At 41.9% G+C, this 23169-nt stretch carries 27 protein-coding genes; 14 read left to right on the top strand and 13 right to left on the bottom strand.

Translation table 11 applies throughout. The features are described from left to right. Window positions 1-46: 46 nt before the first annotated feature. From murI to gmk, 6 genes are all read right to left on the bottom strand, one after another. Window positions 47-883: a glutamate racemase gene (gene murI, locus ACO5E4_RS05540; RefSeq protein ID WP_314956685.1), complete on the bottom strand. Its 837-nt coding sequence runs from the start codon at window positions 881-883 to the stop codon at window positions 47-49. 30 nt (window positions 884-913) lie between these two features. Beyond that, window positions 914-1294 (bottom strand): chorismate--pyruvate lyase family protein, encoded by a 381-nt coding sequence (locus ACO5E4_RS05535; RefSeq protein ID WP_485862347.1) that lies wholly within the window; start codon window positions 1292-1294, stop codon window positions 914-916. Window positions 1295-1380: 86 nt separating this feature from the next. Next, entirely contained in the window at window positions 1381-3462 is a 2082-nt protein-coding gene (gene recG, locus ACO5E4_RS05530) for an ATP-dependent DNA helicase RecG (RefSeq protein ID WP_485862346.1), read from the bottom strand. Next, window positions 3462-5585 carry a bifunctional GTP diphosphokinase/guanosine-3',5'-bis pyrophosphate 3'-pyrophosphohydrolase gene (gene spoT / locus ACO5E4_RS05525; protein ID WP_454906133.1) on the bottom strand — a complete coding sequence of 708 codons (2124 nt, stop codon included), beginning with the start codon at window positions 5583-5585 and terminating at the stop codon, window positions 3462-3464. The genes recG and spoT overlap by 1 nt, the downstream gene beginning before the upstream one ends. Window positions 5586-5630: 45 nt before the next feature. Beyond that, a complete protein-coding gene (gene rpoZ / locus ACO5E4_RS05520; RefSeq protein ID WP_454906135.1) occupies window positions 5631-5897 on the bottom strand; it encodes a DNA-directed RNA polymerase subunit omega in 267 nt (88 codons plus the stop codon). Between the two features lie 64 nt (window positions 5898-5961). Next, on the bottom strand, window positions 5962-6588 hold the full coding sequence (gene gmk, locus ACO5E4_RS05515) for a guanylate kinase (RefSeq protein WP_485862345.1): 627 nt from the start codon (window positions 6586-6588) through the stop codon (window positions 5962-5964). A gap of 234 nt (window positions 6589-6822) precedes the next feature. Between gmk and gap the strand changes: the two genes are divergently transcribed. Then, window positions 6823-7827, top strand: coding sequence for a type I glyceraldehyde-3-phosphate dehydrogenase (gene gap, locus ACO5E4_RS05510; RefSeq protein ID WP_021615630.1), 1005 nt, complete (start codon window positions 6823-6825; stop codon window positions 7825-7827). A gap of 86 nt (window positions 7828-7913) precedes the next feature. On the opposite strand, the gene ACO5E4_RS05505 is transcribed toward gap, so the two are convergent. After that, window positions 7914-8330, bottom strand: a complete 417-nt coding sequence (locus tag ACO5E4_RS05505; RefSeq protein ID WP_485862350.1) for an EamA family transporter — start codon at window positions 8328-8330, stop codon at window positions 7914-7916. A gap of 467 nt (window positions 8331-8797) precedes the next feature. On the opposite strand from ACO5E4_RS05505, the gene ACO5E4_RS05500 reads away from it, so the two are divergent. Genes ACO5E4_RS05500 through xseA form a run of 3 tightly spaced genes read left to right on the top strand, consistent with a single transcriptional unit; the run spans window position 8798 to window position 11655 of the window. Beyond that, window positions 8798-9091, top strand: coding sequence for an RnfH family protein (locus tag ACO5E4_RS05500; protein ID WP_006717277.1), 294 nt, complete (start codon window positions 8798-8800; stop codon window positions 9089-9091). Window positions 9092-9114: 23 nt separating this feature from the next. Then, entirely contained in the window at window positions 9115-10305 is a 1191-nt protein-coding gene (locus ACO5E4_RS05495) for a ribosomal protein uL16 3-hydroxylase (protein ID WP_485862344.1), read from the top strand. Window positions 10306-10320: 15 nt separating this feature from the next. Beyond that, window positions 10321-11655, top strand: a complete 1335-nt coding sequence (gene xseA / locus ACO5E4_RS05490; protein ID WP_485862343.1) for an exodeoxyribonuclease VII large subunit — start codon at window positions 10321-10323, stop codon at window positions 11653-11655. A gap of 1 nt (window position 11656) precedes the next feature. On the opposite strand, the gene rapZ is transcribed toward xseA, so the two are convergent. Genes rapZ through lptC form a run of 5 tightly spaced genes read right to left on the bottom strand, consistent with a single transcriptional unit; the run spans window position 11657 to window position 14885 of the window. Continuing rightward, complete coding sequence (gene rapZ, locus ACO5E4_RS05485; RefSeq protein WP_485862342.1) at window positions 11657-12514, bottom strand: RNase adapter RapZ; 858 nt, start codon at window positions 12512-12514, stop codon at window positions 11657-11659. Between the two features lie 13 nt (window positions 12515-12527). After that, a complete protein-coding gene (gene ptsN / locus ACO5E4_RS05480) occupies window positions 12528-13058 on the bottom strand; it encodes a PTS IIA-like nitrogen regulatory protein PtsN (RefSeq protein WP_454905177.1) in 531 nt (176 codons plus the stop codon). A 3-nt stretch (window positions 13059-13061) separates the two neighbouring features. Further along, window positions 13062-13787 (bottom strand): LPS export ABC transporter ATP-binding protein, encoded by a 726-nt coding sequence (lptB, locus tag ACO5E4_RS05475; RefSeq protein ID WP_006717267.1) that lies wholly within the window; start codon window positions 13785-13787, stop codon window positions 13062-13064. An 8-nt stretch (window positions 13788-13795) separates the two neighbouring features. Further along, complete coding sequence (gene lptA, locus ACO5E4_RS05470) at window positions 13796-14314, bottom strand: lipopolysaccharide transport periplasmic protein LptA (protein WP_485862341.1); 519 nt, start codon at window positions 14312-14314, stop codon at window positions 13796-13798. After that, window positions 14295-14885 (bottom strand): LPS export ABC transporter periplasmic protein LptC, encoded by a 591-nt coding sequence (gene lptC / locus ACO5E4_RS05465; RefSeq protein ID WP_485862340.1) that lies wholly within the window; start codon window positions 14883-14885, stop codon window positions 14295-14297. Before lptC ends, lptA begins: the two co-directional genes overlap by 20 nt. A 243-nt stretch (window positions 14886-15128) precedes the next feature. Here lptC and mlaF point away from each other — a divergent pair, with 243 nt between their 5' ends. From mlaF to murA, 7 genes are read left to right on the top strand one after another with little or no spacing between them, the layout of a single operon-like run. After that, window positions 15129-15926: a phospholipid ABC transporter ATP-binding protein MlaF gene (gene mlaF / locus ACO5E4_RS05460; protein ID WP_314956222.1), complete on the top strand. Its 798-nt coding sequence runs from the start codon at window positions 15129-15131 to the stop codon at window positions 15924-15926. Next, complete coding sequence (mlaE, locus tag ACO5E4_RS05455; protein ID WP_314956225.1) at window positions 15920-16705, top strand: lipid asymmetry maintenance ABC transporter permease subunit MlaE; 786 nt, start codon at window positions 15920-15922, stop codon at window positions 16703-16705. Before mlaF ends, mlaE begins: the two co-directional genes overlap by 7 nt. A 22-nt stretch (window positions 16706-16727) precedes the next feature. Beyond that, window positions 16728-17234: an outer membrane lipid asymmetry maintenance protein MlaD gene (mlaD, locus tag ACO5E4_RS05450; protein ID WP_485862339.1), complete on the top strand. Its 507-nt coding sequence runs from the start codon at window positions 16728-16730 to the stop codon at window positions 17232-17234. Window positions 17235-17254: 20 nt separating this feature from the next. Then, window positions 17255-17893 carry a phospholipid-binding protein MlaC gene (gene mlaC, locus ACO5E4_RS05445; protein WP_314956230.1) on the top strand — a complete coding sequence of 213 codons (639 nt, stop codon included), beginning with the start codon at window positions 17255-17257 and terminating at the stop codon, window positions 17891-17893. Window positions 17894-17896: 3 nt separating this feature from the next. Beyond that, entirely contained in the window at window positions 17897-18256 is a 360-nt protein-coding gene (locus ACO5E4_RS05440; RefSeq protein ID WP_485862338.1) for an STAS domain-containing protein, read from the top strand. Then, window positions 18256-18513 carry a BolA family protein gene (locus tag ACO5E4_RS05435; RefSeq protein ID WP_454905188.1) on the top strand — a complete coding sequence of 86 codons (258 nt, stop codon included), beginning with the start codon at window positions 18256-18258 and terminating at the stop codon, window positions 18511-18513. The genes ACO5E4_RS05440 and ACO5E4_RS05435 overlap by 1 nt, the downstream gene beginning before the upstream one ends. Before the next feature lie 18 nt (window positions 18514-18531). Further along, complete coding sequence (murA, locus tag ACO5E4_RS05430) at window positions 18532-19809, top strand: UDP-N-acetylglucosamine 1-carboxyvinyltransferase (RefSeq protein ID WP_485862337.1); 1278 nt, start codon at window positions 18532-18534, stop codon at window positions 19807-19809. A 66-nt stretch (window positions 19810-19875) separates the two neighbouring features. Here the strand turns inward: murA and ACO5E4_RS05425 are convergent, their stop codons facing one another. After that, entirely contained in the window at window positions 19876-20166 is a 291-nt protein-coding gene (locus ACO5E4_RS05425; protein WP_485862336.1) for a YfcZ/YiiS family protein, read from the bottom strand. Between the two features lie 230 nt (window positions 20167-20396). Between ACO5E4_RS05425 and ACO5E4_RS05420 the strand changes: the two genes are divergently transcribed. The 3 genes from ACO5E4_RS05420 (at window position 20397) to mutH (ending at window position 23105) form a co-directional block, all read left to right on the top strand. Beyond that, complete coding sequence (locus ACO5E4_RS05420; protein WP_485862335.1) at window positions 20397-21830, top strand: outer membrane protein transport protein; 1434 nt, start codon at window positions 20397-20399, stop codon at window positions 21828-21830. Between the two features lie 70 nt (window positions 21831-21900). Then, window positions 21901-22440, top strand: coding sequence for a methylated-DNA--[protein]-cysteine S-methyltransferase (locus tag ACO5E4_RS05415; RefSeq protein ID WP_485862334.1), 540 nt, complete (start codon window positions 21901-21903; stop codon window positions 22438-22440). Next, the gene (gene mutH / locus ACO5E4_RS05410) at window positions 22437-23105 is read left to right on the top strand and encodes a DNA mismatch repair endonuclease MutH (RefSeq protein ID WP_314956247.1); all 669 of its coding nucleotides are present in this window, start codon (window positions 22437-22439) and stop codon (window positions 23103-23105) included. The genes ACO5E4_RS05415 and mutH overlap by 4 nt, the downstream gene beginning before the upstream one ends. Window positions 23106-23169: the final 64 nt, after the last annotated feature.

The raw sequence follows: 23169 nt of genomic DNA, 5'->3' as shown, positions 1-23169 counted from the left end.
CTTGCAACCCCTTTTTTACGTTTTTTTGAAAATATTTTTTAATTGATTATTTTTTGTCAGAATCGCTCAAAATTTCACTATTAATATCCAGTAGGCTTAACTTTTCAAAGCCCAATGAATGAATAAGCTGTAATAAGCTATCTTTTTTTACAAGAGGCTTGGTGCAAAACACTTGAGAATTTATTTGATTTTTTGACCGCACTTTTGCCTCCTTGAGTAAAGAGTTCACCCGTTTCGCAATGGCTGCGCCAGAATCAATAAAATACTTAACTTGCGGTAAGCATTGCTGAATTTCAGATTTAATCAACGGGAAATGTGTACAACCTAGCACCACAGCATCCAAATCAGGCATATTTTCCCATTCACTCAACTCCGCTTTTATCTCGTTTAAATTAATAGGATATCCATGCAACTTGTGTTCGGCCAGTTCCACTAATTTTGTACTACCAATTTTCTCTACCTGACAAAAAGAGGCGTATTTATCAATTAAATCAGATAAATACTGACGTTTTACCGTTCCCTTAGTAGCAAGCAAACCAATATGGTTGGTTTGCGTTTGTTCTGCTGCAGGTTTAATCGCCGGCACCGTGCCAACAATAGGAATGGAAAAATGTTTACGCAATACCGGCAAAACCACCGTACTTGCCGTATTACAGGCGATAACAATAAGATCTAAAGAACACAGGTTGTCGATGCGTTGGCAAATTTTTAACGTACGCTCAACAATACCGTCTTCTGGCTTTTCAGAATAAGGAAAATACGCATTATCAAAACAATATAAATAATGATAATCGGGTAAAAGCTGTTTAACTTCCTGATATACGCTAAAGCCCCCAACGCCGGAATCAAAAAAAAGAATGGTGGGTTTTGATTGAATATTCATGAGCAATTTTATGTAAGAATTTGCGTAATTTTATTCGCTTATCAAGCTGTTCTCAAGGAAAAGCTCACTAATAAGCAATGGCATTTTTTGAACTAAAAATAAGGAACGACTCGCATATAATCCACTTTCAAGATCTTTCGGCCATTGAATCCCAACCCTTTGCGCTGATAATGAAAACAGCCATTCACCAATCGGTTTATCGCCTAATGTGGACAGTGATTGATAATGGGTGAATAACGCTTTAGAAATTAACGTACGCGCTGCCACCCAAGGTTCTCCATCACCATACAATACAACTTCACGACACCAGTAGAGTCCATCGGGCAAAAGTGCGCTCTCATTTTCAAATGTTTTTTCTATCCATTTTTCCGACCGCACTTTCACCTCAAATTGATGGCACCGTTGCTTCAATCTAGCGCCAATGCTGAATGGGAAAAGGAATATGTTGAACCTCTGGCGCCTCTTCGGGTTGCCAAGTAAAACGAGCAAAAATCGAATCAGGCATTGCCATAAATCTCTCGATTATTCAGCCAGCGACGAATGAGCAAGTCTGCCTGTTGCGGATATTTTTGGATGAGCTGCTGAGCATAAAATTGGACGGTTGGGAGCATTTTACGATCACGCATAAGGTTTGCCACTTTAAATTCCGTAATACCTGTTTGTTTCGTACCAAGCATTTCACCCGGGCCACGAATTTCTAAATCTTTTTCCGAAATCACAAAGCCATCTTGTGTGTCACGCATGACCTGCAGGCGTTTCTGCGAAATTTTGCCAAGTGGCGGTTTATACATCAAGACACAAAAAGAGGCTGCACTTCCTCGACCCACACGTCCGCGAAGCTGATGAAGCTGGGAGAGTCCTAAACGTTCAGCATTTTCAATGATCATCAAACTGGCATTTGGCACATCTACGCCGACTTCAATCACTGTTGTAGCAACTAACAAATCTAGCTTGGCAAGTTTGAATTGTGCCATGACGGCTTGTTTTTCACTGGGTTTCATCCGCCCATGTACTAAACCAATACGCAAGTGCGGTAAGATTTTATGAAGATCTTCTGCGACAGCTTCTGCTGCCTGCGCTTCCAGCACTTCCGATTCATCAATTAGGGTGCAAACCCAATAAGCCTGCCGTTTTTCTTGTGTACAGGCCACATTGACCCGTTCGATAATTTCTGCGCGACGCTCTTCAGAGATAGCAATGGTCGTAATTGGTGTGCGTCCGGGTGGCAGTTCGTCAATAATTGAGGTGTCTAAATCGGCATATACCGTCATGGCCAATGTGCGTGGAATCGGCGTGGCGGTCATAATAAGTTGGTGAGGATAAACGCCTGCTTGGTTGCCTTTTTCACGCAACATTAAACGTTGGTGTACGCCAAAACGATGTTGCTCATCCACAATCACCAAACTCAGATGATGAAATTCGACTTCATCTTGGAATAGGGCGTGTGTCCCGACCACCATTTGAACTTCACCGTTTTTTATTTTTTCCAGCTCGGCAAGACGTTGTTTCCCTTTGACTTTGCCGGCTAACCAACCGACATCTATGCCAAGCGGCTCAAACCAACGGCGGAAATTTGTGGCATGCTGTTCTGCCAAAATTTCTGTTGGAGCCATTAACGCCACTTGTTTGCCATTATCAATGGCCGTCAACGCTGCCAGTGCTGCCACTAAGGTTTTACCGGAGCCTACATCACCTTGCACCAAGCGCATCATCGGATAATTTTGTTGTAAATCCTGTTCAATCTCTTGGGTAACACGCAATTGCGCATGGGTCGGTGTGAAAGATAATTGTGCTAAAAAGCGTTGTTTTAAATCCGATTGTGCACACAAGGGTTCCGCAAAATTCTCCTGAATTCCTGACCGCACTTTTTGCATCGCGAGATTGTATGCCAACAATTCTTCAAAAATTAGGCGCTGTTGTGCAGGGTGTTTGCCTTCTTCCAATATCGCCAAAGAAACATCCGGCGGCGGATTGTGTAAAAACTGAATTGCCGATTTCAAATCAAAAGGATGCGGATTAAACTCAGCAGGCAACAACTCAGCCAAAGGCGTTTTCTCTAAGACCAACAAAGCTTGCGCAATTAATTTACGCAACGATGTTTGTTTTAATCCTTCTGTAGCTGGATAAATGGGCGTCAGCGTTTCCGCCAAAACGAGGGGTTTATTGTCATGAATAATTTGATATTCCGGATGATGAATCTCTGCCATAAAACGCCCACGGCGTACTTCGCCAAAGGCTTTCACGCGAGCGCCTGGCTGTAAGCTATTTTTCATGCCGGCATTAAAATTGAAAAAACGTAATGCGAGTTTGGATGTGCCATCGGAGAGGTAAACCATCAGCATGGGGCGACGCCCAAATTGTACTTCTGCGCTCTGAACTACGCCCTCGATGGTAGCATATTGCTCGGGACGCAGATCAACAATAGGCGTAATTCGAGTACGATCTTCGTAACGTAGAGGGAGATGAAAGAGAAGATCTTGCAGATTGAAAATGCCCAACTTACTTAATTTTTCTGCAATTGCAGCGCCGACACCGGAGATGGCGGTGAGTGGAATGGCATCTAATAATTGGGCGTGCATTATTGGTTGATATTACGTTCAATGTGAATCAGTTCAGGCATTTGCTTGATTTTACGGATAATATTTGCCAAATGTTTATTATCTTTTACCGTTAATAAGACGATGATTTGATATAAACGCCCCTCTTGCTCTTCTGTCCAAATGCTTTGAATATTGCTGTCCATGGAGGAGATCGTGGACATCAAATGCGGTAAAGTGCCTTGCTGATTGATCATCTCAATGCGCAATTCTGTCTCAAATTCAATTTGAGTATCACTTTTCTCCCAATCCACAGGCATATAATGTTTAGGGTTGTCTTTACGATCTTTGAGATTTGAGCAAGCTTCATGATGAATCACTAAACCTTTACCCGGACTCGCATAAGCAATAATCGGATCCCCCGGGACCGGATGGCAACACTGTGCAAAAGTAGTCAATAAGCCACCATTGGCAGTAATTTCTAATGGCGTCGCATTATTATCCGGATTACCATCCGTATCAATTTCGATCGATTCTCCCAACAAACGATGGGCAATCACCGTGCTCATTTGATTGCCCAAACCGATTTCCATAAAGACATCGTTCAGGCTGGTGAGTTTAAGATCCGCTAATACCTGCTGAATAAATTCCGGGTTAAGTTCTTCCGGTTTTAACGGATTTAAAGCGTGTGCCAATTGACGCTTGCCCGACTCAATTGCTTCATCACGGCGTAAATCTTTTAAGGCATGGCGGATACTGGAACGGGCTTTAGCGGTAACGACAAAATTTAACCAAGCCACATTTGGGCGTGCATTTGGTGAGGTTAAAATATCAATGGTCTGTCCAGACTCTAAAGGTTGGGATAATGGATACGGCTTGCGATCCACGTTTGCAGCTACACAATTTTTACCTATATCCGTGTGTACTGCGTAGGCAAAATCGACCGGTGTTGCGCCTTTCGGCAATTCAACAATGCGTCCTTTCGGTGTAAAAACATAAATTTCTTTCGGGAAGAATTCGGATTTTACACTTTCAATAAATTCAAACGAGTTTCCCGCACTTTGTTGCAGTTCCACCAAACTTTGCAGCCAACGTTGTGCACGAATTTGCGCTGGCGTACTGTCATTTCTTCCGCCTTGTTTATACGCCCAATGTGCTGCCACGCCCATTTCTGCCATTTGATCCATTTCTTCCGTGCGAATCTGCACTTCAACAGGCACACCATGTGGACCGATCATCGATGTATGTAAAGACTGATAGCCATTGGCTTTTGGCACAGCTATATAATCTTTAACCCGTCCCGGGCGTGGTTTATAAAGGCTGTGCATTTGTCCCAATACGCGATAGCAGGTATCCACGTTTTCCACAACAGTGCGGAATGCATAAATATCCATAATGGAATGAAATTGCTGATCTTTTAAACGCATTTTTTGGTAGATGGCATAGAGATGTTTCTCACGTCCAAATACGCGCGCTTGAATGCCCACATCGTCTAATCGACCTTTAATTTCGGCAGAAATACGCTCAATCATATCTTTACGATTGCCGCGTGCGATTTGCACAACCTTTTGCAGCACGGCATAACGTTGCGGATGCATGGCTTCAAAGCCAAGATCTTCCAATTCATTTTTAATATGTTCAATGCCTAAACGATGAGCAAGCGGGGCGTAAATTTCAAGGGTTTCTTTGGCGATACGACGACGTTTATCAGGACGCAATGCGCTAAGTGTGCGCATATTATGGGTACGGTCGGCAAGTTTAATAAGAACGACACGAATGTCCTTGGTCATTGCCAAGATCATTTTGCGGAAGTTCGCCACTTCCGCTTCTTGACGTGTTCTGAATTTGAGTTTGTCTAATTTAGAGACGCCTTCCACGATTTCCGCGACACTGGTGCCGAATTCGGCTTTCAATTGTTCTTCGGTATAAGGCGTATCTTCAATGACATCATGTAATAAAGCGGCCATGACGGCTTCATGATCTAATCGCATTTCAGCAATGATAGAAGCCACAGCAACAGGATGGGTGATATAGGGCTCACCACTGGAGCGTGCTTGCCCTTCGTGCGCATCGCGAGCAATCACAAATGCACGTTTAACTAATTCAATTTGTTCAGGCGGTAAATACCCCTGAATAATATGATGTAAACCTTCGAATAGATACAAAACACACCCGCCCAATTAAAAAACGTGGTTAATTTTGACCGCACTTTATTCGGATAATAAAGAAACAGCGTTCACTTCGGCTTTTTCAAGAGCCAAATGTTCCTGACGTTCTTGAGCATCTAAAATATCATTATTAATCAAGCCTTTTTCAATTTCACGCAAAGCGATTACGGTTGGTTTGTCATTGTCTTCCGGCACCAACGGTTCACGCGCGTGTAGCTGTAATTGTCTTGCACGACGAGCGGCGGTTAAAATTAAATCGAAACGGTTACCAATTTTTTCTACTGCATCTTGCACGGTGACACGAGCCATAAATTACTCCAGTTTGCTAAATCTAATATAAATCTAAAGGGCGGACATGATACTAAAACATGTTTTATTTATCCAGTAATTGATCGATCAGGCCTTGATTTTCTCGTTGCTGATGTGCCAAGGTTAATCGCTCTGCACGCAAGATTGCCTGTAAGTCAGCCTGCGCCTGCTCAAAATTGTCATTTACAATGACATAATCATATTCATTATAATGAGAAATTTCACTGATGGCTTTTGCCATTCTATCAGCAATCACTTCCGCACTGTCTTGTCCTCTTCCGATTAAACGATTTTCCAACTCATTTAGAGATGGAGGCAAAATAAAAATGCTTTTTACGTGAGGAACTTTTTTACGGATTTGTTGTGCTCCTTGCCAATCAATATCGAGAAACACATCAATGCCTTTCGCTAAATTTTCTTCAATGGCAAACAAAGAGGTACCGTAATAATTGCCACCAAACACCTTGGCATATTCTAAGAATGCGTTTTGTTCGATTAAATTTTCAAACTCATTATGTGAAACAAAATAATAATGCACACCTTCTTGCTCACCCGGGCGGGGGGAGCGGGTCGTATGCGATACGGAAACCATCATTTTATGGCTGTTGACACGTTTCAATAATGCACTAATTAATGAAGATTTGCCGGCACCACTCGGTGCAGAAATAATGTATAAATTGCCTTGTAACATATTATTCTCTCATCGATAATTTAGCTTATTATGCCTCTAACCCAATAAAAAATCAGCAAAAGTGCGGTCGTTTTTGACAAAATTTTTGAGACGACAGTCTTGTGTGTTTTTGAGAGGCACATTCTCAAATTCAAGAAAGTATGTTATAATCCCCCTCAAAATTGGTAGAGAGAAATCAAACCTCCATGCCTATTTAACCTTTTTGTTTAACTTAAAAATATAAGGTGAAAACTTATGGCTATTAAAATTGGTATCAATGGTTTCGGTCGTATCGGCCGTATCGTATTCCGTGCAGCACAACATCGTGATGACATCGAAGTGGTCGGTATCAACGACTTGATCGACGTTGAATACATGGCTTACATGTTAAAATATGATTCAACTCATGGTCGCTTTGATGGCACTGTTGAAGTAAAAGACGGCAACCTTGTGGTCAACGGCAAAACTATCCGCGTGACTTCTGAACGTGATCCAGCAAATCTTAACTGGGGCGCTATCGGTGTTGATGTTGCTGTTGAAGCAACCGGTTTATTCTTAACCGATGAAACGGCTCGTAAACACATCACTGCCGGTGCGAAAAAAGTCGTTTTAACCGGCCCATCTAAAGACAGCACGCCAATGTTCGTACGTGGTGTAAACTTTGATGCATACAAAGGTCAAGACATCGTTTCTAACGCGTCTTGTACAACGAACTGTTTAGCGCCATTAGCCAAAGTGATCAACGATAAATTCGGTATCAAAGACGGTTTAATGACCACTGTTCACGCAACCACAGCAACACAAAAAACCGTTGATGGTCCATCTGCAAAAGATTGGCGCGGTGGTCGTGGTGCTTCCCAAAACATCATCCCATCTTCTACCGGTGCTGCAAAAGCAGTAGGTAAAGTTATTCCGGCATTAAACGGTAAATTAACCGGTATGGCATTCCGTGTGCCTACACCAAACGTGTCTGTTGTTGACTTAACCGTTAACCTTGAAAAACCGGCAACTTACGCAGAAATTTGTGCGGAATTAAAACGTGCTTCAGAAAACGAAATGAAAGGCGTTTTAGGCTATACTGAAGATGCTGTAGTTTCTACTGACTTCAATGGTTGTTCACTCACTTCTGTGTTTGACGCTGCTGCAGGTATCGCATTAACCGACACCTTCGTGAAACTTGTTTCTTGGTATGACAACGAAACCGGTTATTCACACAAAGTATTAGACTTAGTTGCGCACGTCCACAACTACAAAGGCTAATTTTTTACACTCAACATAAAAATAGCTCCCCAGTGGGAGCTATTTTTTATGAATAACGTTCAAGTGCGGTCGTTTTTCAGTGTATTTTACAATGCCAGCACTAACACGCCGGAAAAAATTAGCCCTGCTCCAACAAGCAATTTAATACTAAGCGGTTCACCTAAAAGAGTCACCCCTAATACAATCGCAATTACCACGCTTAATTTATCAATAGGTGCAACCCAAGAGGCTGGCGCAAGTTGTAAAGCTCGATAATATAAAAGCCAAGAAAGCCCGGTAGCAATGCCGGACAACACAAGAAAAATTACTGGTTTAGCGGCAATATGTTGAGGTAACTGCCATTCATTTCGTATTGAAATAATTGCTATTACAACAAATAAAATTACTACAGTACGAATAAATGTGGCTAAATTACTGTTTAATCCTTCAACACCTAACTTTCCTAAAATCGCGGTTAACCCTGCAAAAAATGCGGAGCCTATCGCAAACCAAATCCAATTCATTTCAATCCTCTCATTTTTTCTTAATATTTTACCTATAATATAGTGTCTTTCTTTATATGCCAATTTTTCCTAATGATTCTTGTTAGTTTCTTCTAGATATTCATAATGCAAGAAATTTATTGAGTTATAGGTAATTGATATATTCTCAAATTACTGATTCAACAATATTAACAGCCATACATAAAATTGAAGTGTGGTGAAATTTAGCAGTGAATTAAAAATAGGTGCCATAGGCATTCGACAAAAGTTTACAACCTGTAATACAATGAAGGAAAATCAATAAACTGCAGTGGATTAACCATCCCTTAAATTTGTAATAAAGCAAAGAGAACCTACAGCATTGGATAAAAAATACGTTCCCGTATGGGTTTAAATTTTCAACTCTATCAGCAACATTTTATTTTGGTCAGATTTTCATCCATTTACCTATAATATTGATATCTTAAAACCACAAGCAAAATAAATTTATGGCTAATAAAATTAATATCCAAATTACCTACGCGTTCCCCGATCATCATTACCTAAAAACCTTTAGCGTCGATGAGGGTACGATGGTACAAACAGCGATTGTGCAATCCGGTATTTTGCAACAATTCAATGACATTGATTTACGCACCAATAAAATTGGTATTTTTAGCCGACCTGTGAAATTAAACGATCAATTAAAAGAGGGGGATCGCATTGAAATTTATCGTCCGCTTTTAGCTGATCCAAAAGAAATTCGGCGCAAACGTGCAGAAGAACAGGCCAAGAAAAAATAGCACAACACAAAGAAGGAATGTATATGAGCAAATTCTGCTTACCCAAAAATATTACCCCAGAAATTTTCTTACGTGATTACTGGCAAAAAAAACCACTTTTAATTCGTGGCGGATTGCCAGAAATTGTAGGTCAATTAGAACCTGATGACATTTTAGAACTTGCCCAAACAGAAGAAGTTGTCGCTCGTTTAATCAAGCAACATAGCGAAGATAATTGGGAATTGTTCACCAGTCCTTTATCCGAAGAAGACTTTACAAACATGCCGGAAAAATGGTCTGTTTTAGTCCAAAACTTGGAACAATGGTCACCACAACTTGGTAGTTTATGGAATAAATTCGGTTTTATTCCACAATGGCAGCGTGATGATATTATGGTGTCCTTTGCGCCACAAGGCGGATCCGTTGGGAAACATTACGATGAATACGATGTTTTCCTTGTGCAGGCTTACGGGCATCGCCGCTGGCAATTAGGTAAATGGTGCGAACCAACAACTGAATTTAAATCGAATCAACCTATTCGTATTTTTGATGATATGGGTGAATTAATTTTAGATGAAGTAATGGAGCCGGGAGATGTGCTTTATGTACCTTCCCGACTTTCCCATTACGGTGTGGCTCAAGATGATTGCTTAACTGTTTCTTTCGGCTTACGTTACCCAAACACGAGCGAATTAATTGACAACTTAGAACGTAACCTTTGTCACCCAAATCTAGACGTGAGTGAGCTGAATATCCCATTCCGTTTAACACCCGAAGTCCAAAATACCGGTAAACTCGACACAGCAACAGTACAGGAATTAAAACGCCAATTCTTGCAACAACTGTCTCAATCCAAACAATTTGATCAACTGTTCCAACATGCTTTGGCAACCACAGTAAGTCAAAGACGTTATGAACTACTAGACGTTGGTGAATTTACTGATCTTGATGATGTCGCCGAAATCTTTGAGCTAGGTGGAAAACTGCAACAAGATAACAACTGTAAATTAGTTTATACCGAAAACCCGTTGCGTATTTACGCCAACGGCGAATGGCTTGATGAGTTAAATCAGGCTGAGGCTGAAATACTGAAAAAATTAGCCGATGGCGAAAACGTTGATTACGCTTTCTTAACTCAATTGATTGAAAAAGACGGAGAGCTTTCTCTTCATGCGCTCTTTGACAGCATTTGTAACTGGCTGGATGACGGCTGGGCACTATTGCACGAGCACTAAAAAACAAGAAAGAGAATGAGCGATAATATTTATTCTGTCAGTCAGCTGAACCAATCTGTACGCTTGATGTTAGAAAATCAACTTGGGCAGGTTTGGCTTACCGGGGAAATTTCTAATTTTACCCAGCCGGTTTCCGGTCATTGGTACTTGAGTTTAAAAGACGAAAATGCCCAAGTGCGTTGCGCCATGTTCCGCATGAAAAATCTGCGCGTGAGCTTTCGTCCAACCAATGGCATGCAAGTGTTGGTGCGTGCTTCCGTCAGTTTGTATGAGCCACGCGGTGATTATCAACTGATTATCGAAAGCATGCACCTCGCCGGCGATGGCTTACTTATGCAGCAGTTTGAAGCACTAAAAGTAAAGCTCGCAGCAGAAGGATTATTCGCTCAGAATCAAAAAAAAAACCTACCGCACTTTAGCAAGGCGGTTGGAATTGTTACCTCTCAAACCGGTGCGGCGCTGCAAGATATCTTACATATTTTACAGCGTCGTGACCCAAGTCTGAAAGTCATCATTTATCCAACGGCGGTACAAGGTAAAGATGCGGCAACTGAAATTACGCAGATGATTCAACTTGCTAATCAACGGCAAGAAGTCGATGTGCTCATTGTTGGACGCGGTGGTGGCTCCTTAGAGGATTTATGGTGTTTCAACGAAGAAAAAGTGGCGCGCGCCATTTTCCATTCCGCCATTCCCATCATCAGTGCAGTAGGGCATGAAACTGATGTGACTATCGCTGATTTCGTTGCCGATTTACGTGCCCCGACGCCTTCCGCTGCAGCAGAGCTCGTCAGTCGCAACCAAGCAGAATTGATACAACAATTACAATATCGTCAGCAACGGATTGAAATTGCTTTAGATCGAATCTTTGCCGAGAAGAAGCAACAATTACAACACCTCTCCTTGCGTTTACAGCATCGTCATCCGCAATCACAGCTCCGCATTCAACAACAATTCATCACACAATTACGCCATCGTTTACAACAAAGCTTGTACCATCGTTGGCAAAAAACGGCGGAAAATCTGACCGCACTTTCTGCACGATTATATAAAAATCCGTTGCCACTATGGATACAACAGCACGAACAGCGAGTGGCGCAACTCAAAGTGCGGTTAAATTCTGAAATGAATTTGAAGCTGGGACTTCAGCAAAAGCAGCTAGCTCATTTATGTGGAAAATTAGACAGTTTAAGTCCATTGAAAGTGTTGGCGCGCGGTTACTCCATCACGCAAAACGCCAAGTATGGCACGATTAAATCGATTAATGAGGTCAAGATTGGGGAGCAAATAAGAACACGTTTGACTGATGGTGAAATCATCAGCCAAATCAGCCAAATCGAAAAAAAATAATTTATTGCTTTTTATGTTTTTCTAAAGAGCGGTGCAAAATACTGACGTTTTTGCCTTTATCTTGGAAATACTTGCCCAATTGTTCGGCAACATAGACGGAACGATGTTTACCACCGGTACAGCCAATCGCAATAGTCAAATAACTGCGGTTATTCTGCTCCAACATCGGCAACCAAGTTTCAATATAAGAGCGGGTTAAATAGATAAATTGATGTACTTCATTATGCTTTTCGAGAAATTCTATCACTGGCTGATCCAAACCCGTCATTGGTCGTAGTGCATGATTCCAATGGGGATTAGGTAAAAAACGGACATCAAAAACATAATCCGCATCCAACGGAATGCCGTATTTAAAACCAAAGGATTCCACCACAATTTTCAATTCCGTATCGGAATGCCCGCGCAAAAATTCGCGTAAACGCTCCGCCAATTCATGTGTGGACAATGATCCTGTATCAATGATGATATTTGCCTGTTGAATCAGTGGATCAAGATGTTTACTTTCTTCATCGATAGCGGCTTCCAGAGAAAGATCGTGCGTGGATAAGGGGTGCAAACGGCGAGAATCGCTATAACGTCGAACCAACGTCGTTTTATCAGCATCCAAGAAGATGATTTTAACGTTATGTTCTTGTTGAATATGCGCAATCGTCTTTTCCAATACCGCCGGTGACGTTGGCAAATTACGAATATCCAAACTAATCGCAACAGCGTGTTGATTAACAGAAAGAATATTGATTAATTGCGGGACCAAATCTAATGGCAAATTATCTACACAATAGTACCCCATGTCTTCTAAAGCTCTTAATGCAACGGATTTTCCACCACCGGAACGACCGCTAATAATGATAATTTCCATAATTCCCCTTTCTTTATTCTTCAGAACCGGATTCCGGTGCTAATGAAGTAAAATCTTCCTCATCAACCTCTATTTCTTCCGCCTCACATTGATCATAATGTGAAAAAACGCCCCAAATTTCATCAGCACTTTTTGCCGCCCTCAGTTGTTTACACAAAGATTTGTCCACTAAATTCTCAGCCAATGTTGGCAAATACTGAACGTAATCACCGCACATATTTTCCGGGATCAATACTGCGAAAATTAAATCAACTTCACGTTTATCTGAGGCTTCATAATCAATAGGGCTTTCTAATTGAATAAATACACCTATGGGTTTGCCATTATTAGGTAGGCGCCCTTTTGGCATTGCAACACCACCACCTAAACCGGAATTACCTAATTTCTCACGAGCAAACAAACAATCAAAGCAGCATTGCTCGCCATTTTCCATGTGTAATTGTTCTTCTACGATACGCGCAATGGACTCAAAAACCCGTTTTTTGCTGGAAGAAATCATTCCTTGACGAATGGTTTCCGGCGTTAATAACTCAGTAAATTTCATAGGTTACAGCTGGAAATCGGCGCCTAAATAAACGTCTTTAACCAATTTGTTATTCATAATTTCAGTAGGTGTACCGGTTGCAATCATCTTGCCTGAACTTACAATGTAAGCCCGCTCGCACACATCTAAGGTTTCACGTACGTTATGGTCGGTAATTAACACACCAAGACCACGATCGCGTAAATCTTTAATAATTTTCTTAATATCAATCACGGAAATTGGATCGACGCCGGCAAAAGGCTCATCCAACAAAATGAATTTTGGGTTGGCGGCTAAAGCACGCGCGATTTCTACGCGGCGACGTTCACCACCGGATAAAGATTGCCCCAAACTATCGCGAATATGTCCGATGTTAAATTCTTCAATCAGCTCATCTGCTTTTTCTTGGCGTTGAAGTGCGGTCAAATCTTTACGTATTTCCAATACCGCCATCAAATTTTCATACACACTTAAACGGCGAAAAATAGAGGCCTCTTGCGGCAAGTAACCAACGCCTTTTTGCGCACGGTTATGCATCGGCAACAAACTAATATCCTCATCATCGATGCGAATCTTACCTTGATCATGATTCACTAATCCCACCACCATATAGAAGGTAGTGGTTTTACCGGCACCATTCGGGCCTAATAAGCCAACGATTTCACCTGAATGTACCGTTAAACTGACATCAGAAACCACTTGGCGGTTTTTATAGCTTTTCGCTAAATTTTCAGCGTACAGAATCGCCATTTTTTGTCCTATTTGCCATTGACACGATTTAATTGGGTGGGAATCAATACCGTTTTTACACGTGCACCGGAATTCGCATTTGCTTTCAGTTGCTGATTAGCTACATCATAGGTAATAACACTACCGTTAATTTTGCTATCCAATTGTTTTAATTCTGCATCACCGGTCAATGTTAAAAATTCGGTACCGAGGTCATAAACCACTTTATTGGCTTTACCATCAACCGGTTTGCCGTCATCCATAATTTGATGAAAGGTCACCGGATTGCCAAACGCTTCCACTTTATCTTTTTGTTTAGAATTCTCTTCCGGACGGGTAATAACCACTTTGCTTGCATTGACAACAATGGAACCCTGTGTAATCACCACGTTATCCGTGAAAGTAACGACACGATTATTCATATCCAAAGATTGATTATCGGACACGATGTTAATCGGTTGATTGGTATCTTCTTTTAACGCCAAGGCGGAAAAAGACATAAAAACCAATGTAGAAGCAAGCACAATTTTACTGCTTATTAATTTCATAATGTGTTTTTACCTGTTCTTTTAAAGTGGCCACTTGTTGTTGTAAGTTGCCTGTCAATTTTAAACCTGTTGAACTAAAGTCCTGTCCGTTTAATTTCACCATGTTATCGGAAGTAATATCTTGCGTAGTTAAATTTACTACCGCACTTTCGGTTTCAATACGTTGTAAACGAGATTGTGCAGAAAGGCTTTGTGCTACGACATTACCTTCCAAATATAACATGTTGTTCTTCGTTAAAGTGGCTTTATTCGCACTTAACGCCCAACTTTCCGTGTCAGCACTCTCCGTGCCGGCACGCTGAATTTCAAGATCCAATAAACGCACTTTTGGATTCATAAAATTCGTATGCCCATCCGAGGTGTAATACTCTACTTTATCGGATGTGGCCAAATACTGTTTTTTGCCAGTCGGTGCATATACCACCGTATTCATTTTCTGCCCGACATATTCCGGTGCGTCTGCGGTCTTAACAAGCGCATTCAGCCCGTCATCTTCTTGATTCAAGCTATAAAACCAAGCTAATAATCCCAATGCGATTACCGCCAACGCAATATTCCAACGAATATTCATAACTCTATTTTAAGCCATAACAATTAATAATAGGGCGCAATAATAGCACAACTTTATTGAAAAAATCTAAAAGTGCGGTCAGATTTCAGCACGTTTTAATGGGAACATTTTCGCCAAAAAGAAGTCCAAGGCCGGGCATAAAGAGTGCGTAATTCTATTTGACATTCACGTGGATTTCATAGACTATCGCAACTCATTTTTTATTCACTCAAGGCGCTCAAGCCTTCTCATAATTAAGGTTTTATGAACGACGCTTTAATCGAAGTTAAACACCTGACGTTTAAACGTGGCGAACGTGTGATTTATCGCGATCTCAACTTGCGTGTACCACGCGGTAAAATCACAGCCATTATGGGCCCTTCCGGCATTGGTAAAACCACGTTATTAAAACTGATTGGTGGACAACTCATCCCTGATGAAGGTGAAATCCTGTTTGACGGGCAAGATATTTGCAAACTGTCTAACAGCGAACTTTATGAAGTGCGTAAACGCATGGGCATGCTATTCCAATCCGGTGCGTTATTTACCGATATTTCCACCTTCGATAATGTAGCCTTCGCCATTCGCGAACACACGAATCTACCGCCCTCATTAATTCGTCAAATGGTATTAATGAAATTAGAAGCGGTGGGATTACGTGGGGCTGCCGATTTAATGCCGTCCGAACTTTCCGGAGGGATGGCTCGACGAGCCGCGCTTGCCCGCGCGATTGCATTAGATCCCGATTTAATCATGTTCGATGAACCGTTCACCGGACAAGACCCAATTAGCATGGGCGTCATTATTAGTTTAATCAAACGCTTGAATGAGGCTTTAAACCTTACCTCCATCGTCGTTTCTCATGATGTGCAGGAACTTTTAAGCATTGCCGATTACGCCTACATCATTGCGGATAAACATGTGATTGCTGAAGGGACATCTGCTCAATTACTGGCAAGCCAAGATCCTCAAGTCACCCAATTCCTGCAAGGGCATGCTGATGGTCCTGTGCATTTTCATTATCCGGCACCGAATTACCTTGAGGAGCTATTCGAATGTTAGGAAATTTGATTTCAACGCTTGGCCGTCACGCCATTGATTTTGGACGAGCCCTTGGACGTGCCGGTTTTTTACTGTTTGGCGCATTAATTGGAAAACCGCAAATCCGAAAACATTTTCCTTTGTTTATCAAACAATTACATGTACTTGGTGTACAGTCTTTATTAATCATCATGCTTTCCGGTTTATTTATCGGCATGGTGCTTGGTTTACAAGGGTATGTGGTTTTGGTGGATTTCTCAGCGGAAACCAGTTTAGGGCAATTGGTCGCCTTATCCTTGCTTCGAGAATTAGGCCCGGTTGTGACCGCACTTTTATTCGCCGGGCGCGCAGGCTCTGCATTAACTGCTGAAATTGGTTTAATGAAAGCCACGGAACAATTATCCAGCTTGGAAATGATGGCAGTTGATCCGTTACGTCGCGTCATTGCGCCACGTTTTTGGGCAGGAATTATTGCCATGCCGATTCTTTCTATCATTTTTATCGCCATCGGTATTTGGGGCGGTTCTTTAGTCGGTGTCGATTGGAAAGGCGTGGATGCCGGCAGTTTCTGGTCCGTGATGCAAAGTTCAGTGACGTGGAGTCATGATATTTTAAACGGCACGATTAAAAGTATATTTTTCGCCATCGCGGTCGTTTGGATTGCGTTATTTAACGGCTACGATTGTATTCCAACCTCCGAAGGCATCAGCAAAGCTACGACCAGAACGGTAGTGCATGCTTCATTAGTCGTCCTCGGTTTAGACTTTGTGCTGACCGCCATTATGTTCGGCGCAAATTAATCTCTGTTTGTAAGGAAATCTTATGCGACAAACTATTAAATATGAATTTTGGGTGGGTTTATTTTTACTGCTTGGTATTGGCTCACTGATTTTTTTAGGGTTAAAAGTAGCTAATGTGCAAGGCTTCAGCGAAACCAAATCGTATCGTGTATATGCGACTTTTGATAATATCGGTGGTCTTAAAGTCCGCGCACCACTTAAAGTAGGTGGTGTTGTTGTGGGGCGTGTCTCCGAAATTGAATTGGATCCGCAAAGCTATTTGCCCAAAGTAACTATTGCTATCAACCAAGAATACAATAAGATCCCAGAAACCAGCTCGTTATCCATTAAAACAGCCGGTTTATTGGGTGAGCAATATATTGCCCTCAGCATTGGCTTTGATGATGGCGAAATTGCAATGTTGAAAGACGGCGATAAAATCATCGATACGAAGTCTGCCATGGTATTAGAAGATTTGATTGGTCAATTCTTATATGGCGATAAAGAGAAAAAAGAAGCTACCGAAACCTCGGAAGCGACGAATAAATAACGTGATAGGAGAAACTCTCAATGTTGAAAAATGTAAAATACTGGTTAGCAAAAACATTAGTTATTTTCACCGCACTTTTTGCTGTACAACAAGCCATGGCTGAAGATACGCCCTATGATTTAACGCAGAAAGTATCCAATAAGTTGTTTAATGACATCAAAAGCAGTCAACACAAAATTAAACAAGATCCAAACTATTTAAAAACTATCGTGCGTCAAGATTTAATGCCTTACGTTCATGTGAAATATGCCGGCTCTAAAATTTTGGGACAAAACTATCAAACCGTTACGCAAGAACAACGAGATCGTTATTTCGCTGTATTGGACAAATACATTGAACAGGTTTATGCCCAAGTATTAACCATGTATAGCGATCAAAGTATCCAAATCGGCAAAATGAAAGAAGAATCCGGTAGCCTTGCGATTGTGAATGTCAAAGTGGCACAGCCGAATAATCAACCACCGTTAAATGTCGATTTCTATTGGTATAAAAACAGTAAAACAGGACAATGGCAGGTGTATGACATGACCGCAGGCGGTGCGAGCATGGTAAATACCAAGCAACAAGAATGGAGCCCGATCATTCGCAAACAAGGATTGGATGCTCTCAGTGCACAACTCCAAAAAGCTGCTGATACGCCAATTACACTGAGCAAATAAGCCATGCAACAGACACAAAGTTTACGTTGGGCATCGCAAGTAAATAATGATAGAATGACGCTCCAATTATCAGGAGAGTTATCTCGTAACACGTTGTTGCCACTATGGCAGCAACGTGCTTCTTTTTTATTGGGAAAACCATCGGCAGAACAAAATATCTATTGGGACTTAAGCCAGGTTACTCGCATAGATTCTGCTGGTTTTGCTGTATTGTGTGACTTTTTACAACACAACCAAACCCGATTGCTTAAAGGTCGTGTACAAGTTTTACAGTACCCACCTTCAGAATTACTGACATTGGCAGATCTTTTCGGCCTATCCGATTGGCTTGCTCAATTTATCCCACAAGATGGAAATATTTAATGGAAACTCAAGAAATCGAAAGAATTTTAAAAGAAGCGCTTAATCTTGACGAAGTCTATGTGCAAGGTGAAAACGCACATTATGGTGTCATTGCTGTCAGTGATCAATTTGCAGGGCTCTCCAAAGTCAAACAACAGCAAATGATTTATGCTCCGCTTTTAGAGCACATTTCCAGTAATGAAATTCACGCGCTTTCTATCCGCACTTATACCGTTGAAAAATGGAAACGCGAACGCTTACTTAACCAACCTGCCTAATTTCCACAGGATATTCTCATGCAAAAATTTCGTGTTTATGGACAATCATGTTTGAAAGGCACCGTTGATATTTCAGGTGCTAAAAATGCCGCATTACCTATTCTTTTTGCTGCAATTCTGGCTACCGAACCTGTTACATTAACCAATGTACCGGATCTTAAAGACATTGAAACAACACTAAAAATCTTACGCCAATTAGGTGTTGAGATTGAGCGTAGCGCACAAGGTGTCGTACGTTTAGATGCTTCCAAAATCAATCATTTCATTGCGCCATACGAATTGGTAAAAACCATGCGTGCCTCAATTTGGGCGTTAGCGCCATTAGTTGCACGTTTCAATCAAGGCCAAGTGTCTTTGCCGGGTGGCTGTTCCATTGGTGCTCGTCCGGTAGATTTGCATATCAGTGGCTTGGAACGTCTTGGCGCCAAAATTGTACTTGAAGACGGCTATGTAAAAGCCTATGTCGATAGCCGTCTAATCGGGACTCGTATCGTGATGGAAAAAGTCAGCGTAGGCGCCACCCTTTCCATCATGATTGCCGCGACCTTAGCTAAAGGAACAACCGTTATTGAAAATGCTGCACGTGAACCGGAAATTGCCGATACGGCAGAATTCCTAAATAAGATGGGGGCAAAAATTAGCGGTGCAGGTTCAGACGCTATTACTATCGAAGGTGTAGAACGCTTAACCGGTTGTGAGCACAGCGTTGTGCCGGATCGTATTGAAACCGGAACATTTTTAGTCGCTGCAGCAATTTCTGGTGGACGTATCGTTTGTAAAAACACTAAAGCCAACACCTTAGATGCTGTGATCGATAAATTACGTGAAGCCGGTGCCCAAATTGATGTCACTGAAGATACAATCACTCTAGATATGCTTGGAAACCGTCCAAAAGCAGTCAATATTCGCACCGCACCTTATCCTGGTTTCCCAACGGATATGCAAGCGCAGTTCACCTTATTGAACATGGTGGCAAACGGCACGAGTATCATCACTGAAACTATTTTTGAAAATCGTTTCATGCACATTCCAGAATTGATTCGTATGGGAGGAAAAGCTGAAATTGAAGGGAATACGGCGATTTGCCACGGTGTTGCTCACTTGTCCGGTGCTGAAGTCATGGCAACCGATTTACGCGCCTCCATTAGCCTTGTCCTTGCGGGATGTATTGCCACAGGTGAAACTATCGTCGATCGTATCTATCACATCGATCGTGGTTATGAGCGTATTGAGGAAAAACTGCGTGGCTTAGGCGCGCGAATTGAGCGTTTCTCAGAAGAAAGTGAAGAAGCATAATTTCAGAACCTAAAAAAAGAAAGGCTTAAGTCTTCAAACTTAAGCCTTTCTTTTTTACACGATAAATTATCGAGTAGAAAGTTGGAAAATCATCGATTCTGCTTGGCAGCAAAATTCAAAGGTGGCTTTCAATTTAACGCCATTTTCCACCGCACTTATTTCGCTGCGAATGGTACAAGGCTCACTTTCTGCCGCGCGTGCTTTTTCAGTCAAATAGGCTAATGCTTCTTTTGCCTGATCTTCCGTGGCATACACCTGTTCAAAATCAATAGTACAATCAGAACCATCAATGACGGTGCCGACATCAACACAGCAACATACTTTAGCTTCTTCAGCTTGCCATTTTAATGAACTCATATTCTCTCCTTTATAAAATCAGTTGATATTTTCAACTAGTTTAGCAATTATTAAAATACAACACAAAATTTGACCGCACTTTTCTAGTTTGACTGGTCTGAACACTTTATAAAAATCGAAAAGAACGTTGCTCCCTCTCCCTGCCTTTTTTAGAATGACCAGCTTTTAAATAACAACCAATAAACATTGACCAGACGTCACCTTCGGGCGAGCGTAAAAAAGGGAATAAAATGACAACGAGCAAATTGACAAAAACACTCCTCTCTACACTTCTTTTCAGTGCGGCAACAGGTGCATCCGCTGCAGCATTCCAATTATCAGAGGTCTCCACATCCGGTTTAGGTCGCGCTTACGCAGGTGAAGCGGCAATGGCAGATAACGCCTCTGTAGTCGCCACTAACCCGGCATTAATGAGTCTCTTCAAACAAAAAGAATTTTCTGCAGGCGGTGTTTATGTAGACTCACGCATTCATATGTATGGTCCGGTAACGGCTACCACCGCAAGCGGATTAAAGCTTGCAACCGGAAACGCAAATGCAAATAGCGTTGTTCCAGGCGCCTTTATCCCTAATATGTATTTTGTTTCTCCAATAAATGACAAATTTGCTTTAGGCGCGGGAATGAATGTTAACTTTGGTTTAAAAAGTGAATACTCTCGTGACTACGATGCCGGCATTTTCGGTGGCGTAACCGATTTAACAACAATTAACTTAAACCTAAGCGGTTCATACAAAATCACCGATAATTTAACTGCCGGTCTAGGAATTAATGGTGTTTATGCCAAAGCTGAAGTTGAACGTACTGCAGGGATTGCCATTACCGGTGTTAAAAATATGCTCGCAGTCATGGGCGAAAGCAATGTAAGAAGCCGATTAAGTGGCGCAATTCAAGCTAAAAATCCAAATGTTTCACAAGCAGTAGCCGATGCTTTAGCCCAAAAAACCATCAATAACTTAAAAAGCTTAGATAAACAGGACGCCCTCGTACATTTAAAAGATAATGCTTGGGGATTTGGTTGGAATGCCGGTTTAGTGTATGAATTTAACCAAGATAACCGCCTTGGTTTAGCTTATCACTCCAAAATCGATATTGACTTTACCGATCGCAATGCACTTAGCTTACAACAACATCAAGGTGCATTAACGCCTTATGTCGCTGAAGGTAGCTTAACCTTAAAATTACCCGCCTACTGGGAATTCTCCGGTTTCCATCAACTAACCGATCACTGGGCGGTTCACTATAGCTATAAATATACGGAATGGAACCGTTTCAAAGAATTACGTGGTACATATCAAGATGGCTCCGGCTATGAAGCTTTTGCGAAGAAAGAAGAATACAAAAACAATTCTCGCTTTGCTGTTGGTACAACCTATAACTTCAGTGATGCGCTCACTTTACGTGCCGGTTTAGCATACGATCAAGCAGCAAGCAAAAAACATTTATCTGCGTCAATTCCTGACACAGATCGTATGTGGTATAGCTTAGGTGCAACCTATAAATTCACACCGGATTTATCTGTTGATGTAGGTTTTTCTCATTTACGTGGCAAGAAAAAACACTTTGTTGAAACACAAAATATTAAAGGCTTGCTCGTTGTTGAAGCCGATTACACCACAAAAGCCTCTGCCAACCTTTACGGTTTAAATCTTAATTACCGTTTCTAATCGGCATAAAAATTCCGCATAATATCAGCGTACTTCGGTACGCTTTTATTTTTGTAAAACAGAGAAAAATATGACCGCACTTTTTTACCGTTATTACCCCTCGCCTATCGGCAAATTGCTGATGCTTTCCGATGGCAAGTGTTTGACACATTTAGATTGTGAACTGGAACAATTTGCACCGAATCCCAAATGGCAGGAAAACAACGAGCTGCCTTTATTTGCACAAGTTTGCGAGGCGCTGGCTCGCTATTTTAACGGGGAACCGGAACGTTTTGATGACATTCCGCTAGCACCGCAAGGCACACCATTTCAGCAACGCATTTGGCAAGCTCTACGCCAAATCGGCCATGGCGAAACGACAAGTTATGGCGAGTTGGCCAAACGCATTGACAACCCCAATGCCGTGCGTGCGGTAGGCGGCGCCGTCGGGAGCAACCCGATCAGTATTATCATTCCTTGTCATCGAATTTTAGGCAAAGACGGAACGCTGACCGGATTTGGTGGTGGCTTAGTCGCTAAACGTTTTCTGCTCCAGCTGGAAAATATCCCTTATATTGATAAAGGAAAAGAAACCGTTAAACCTCGTTTTTTTAAGAAATATCACCAATGATCCCAAAAACGACTGAAGAACTTCTTTCACGCGCGCAAGCCATTGCCGGACTCAGTTTTGGCGAATTAGCGACACAACTCGGCATTCCTGTGCCACCAGATTTAAAACGCGATAAAGGCTGGGTAGGAATGTTACTCGAAACAGCGTTAGGCGCGACGGCAGGCAGCAAAGCCGAACAGGACTTTCGCCATTTGGGGATTGAATTAAAAACAATCCCCATTAACGCGCAAGGCTACCCTTTGGAAACCACGTTCGTGAGCCTTGCACCGCTCACTCAAAATCGCGGTGTGAATTGGCAAAATTCCCATGTGCGCCATAAGTTGTCCTGCGTGCTTTGGATTCCCATAGAAGGAAGCCGTTCTATTCCCTTGGCAGAACGACACATCGGTACGCCTATTCTCTGGCAACCTAGCGAACACCAAGAACGCCAACTACAACGAGACTGGGAAGAACTCATGGATTACATCGTGTTAGGTCAACTGGATAAAATTAATGCGCGTTTAGGCGAAGTCTTGCAACTTCGTCCCAAAGGCGCTAACAGTAAGTCGTTAACCAAAGGTATCGGCAAACATGGCGAAATTATCGATACGCTTCCACTGGGCTTTTATTTGCGTAAAGCATTTACCCACGAAATTCTGCAACAATTTGTACAGCAACACACTTAGCCTCTTTTCATTTCATCGTCAACGCTATATGATCGCGCACCCATTTATACTTTAAGGAAGCATT

The sequence above is a fragment of the Aggregatibacter sp. genome, assembly GCF_057314075.1.
Note: the sequence above shows the minus strand (reverse complement) of the source record. Positions and strands in the feature narration are given on the sequence as shown.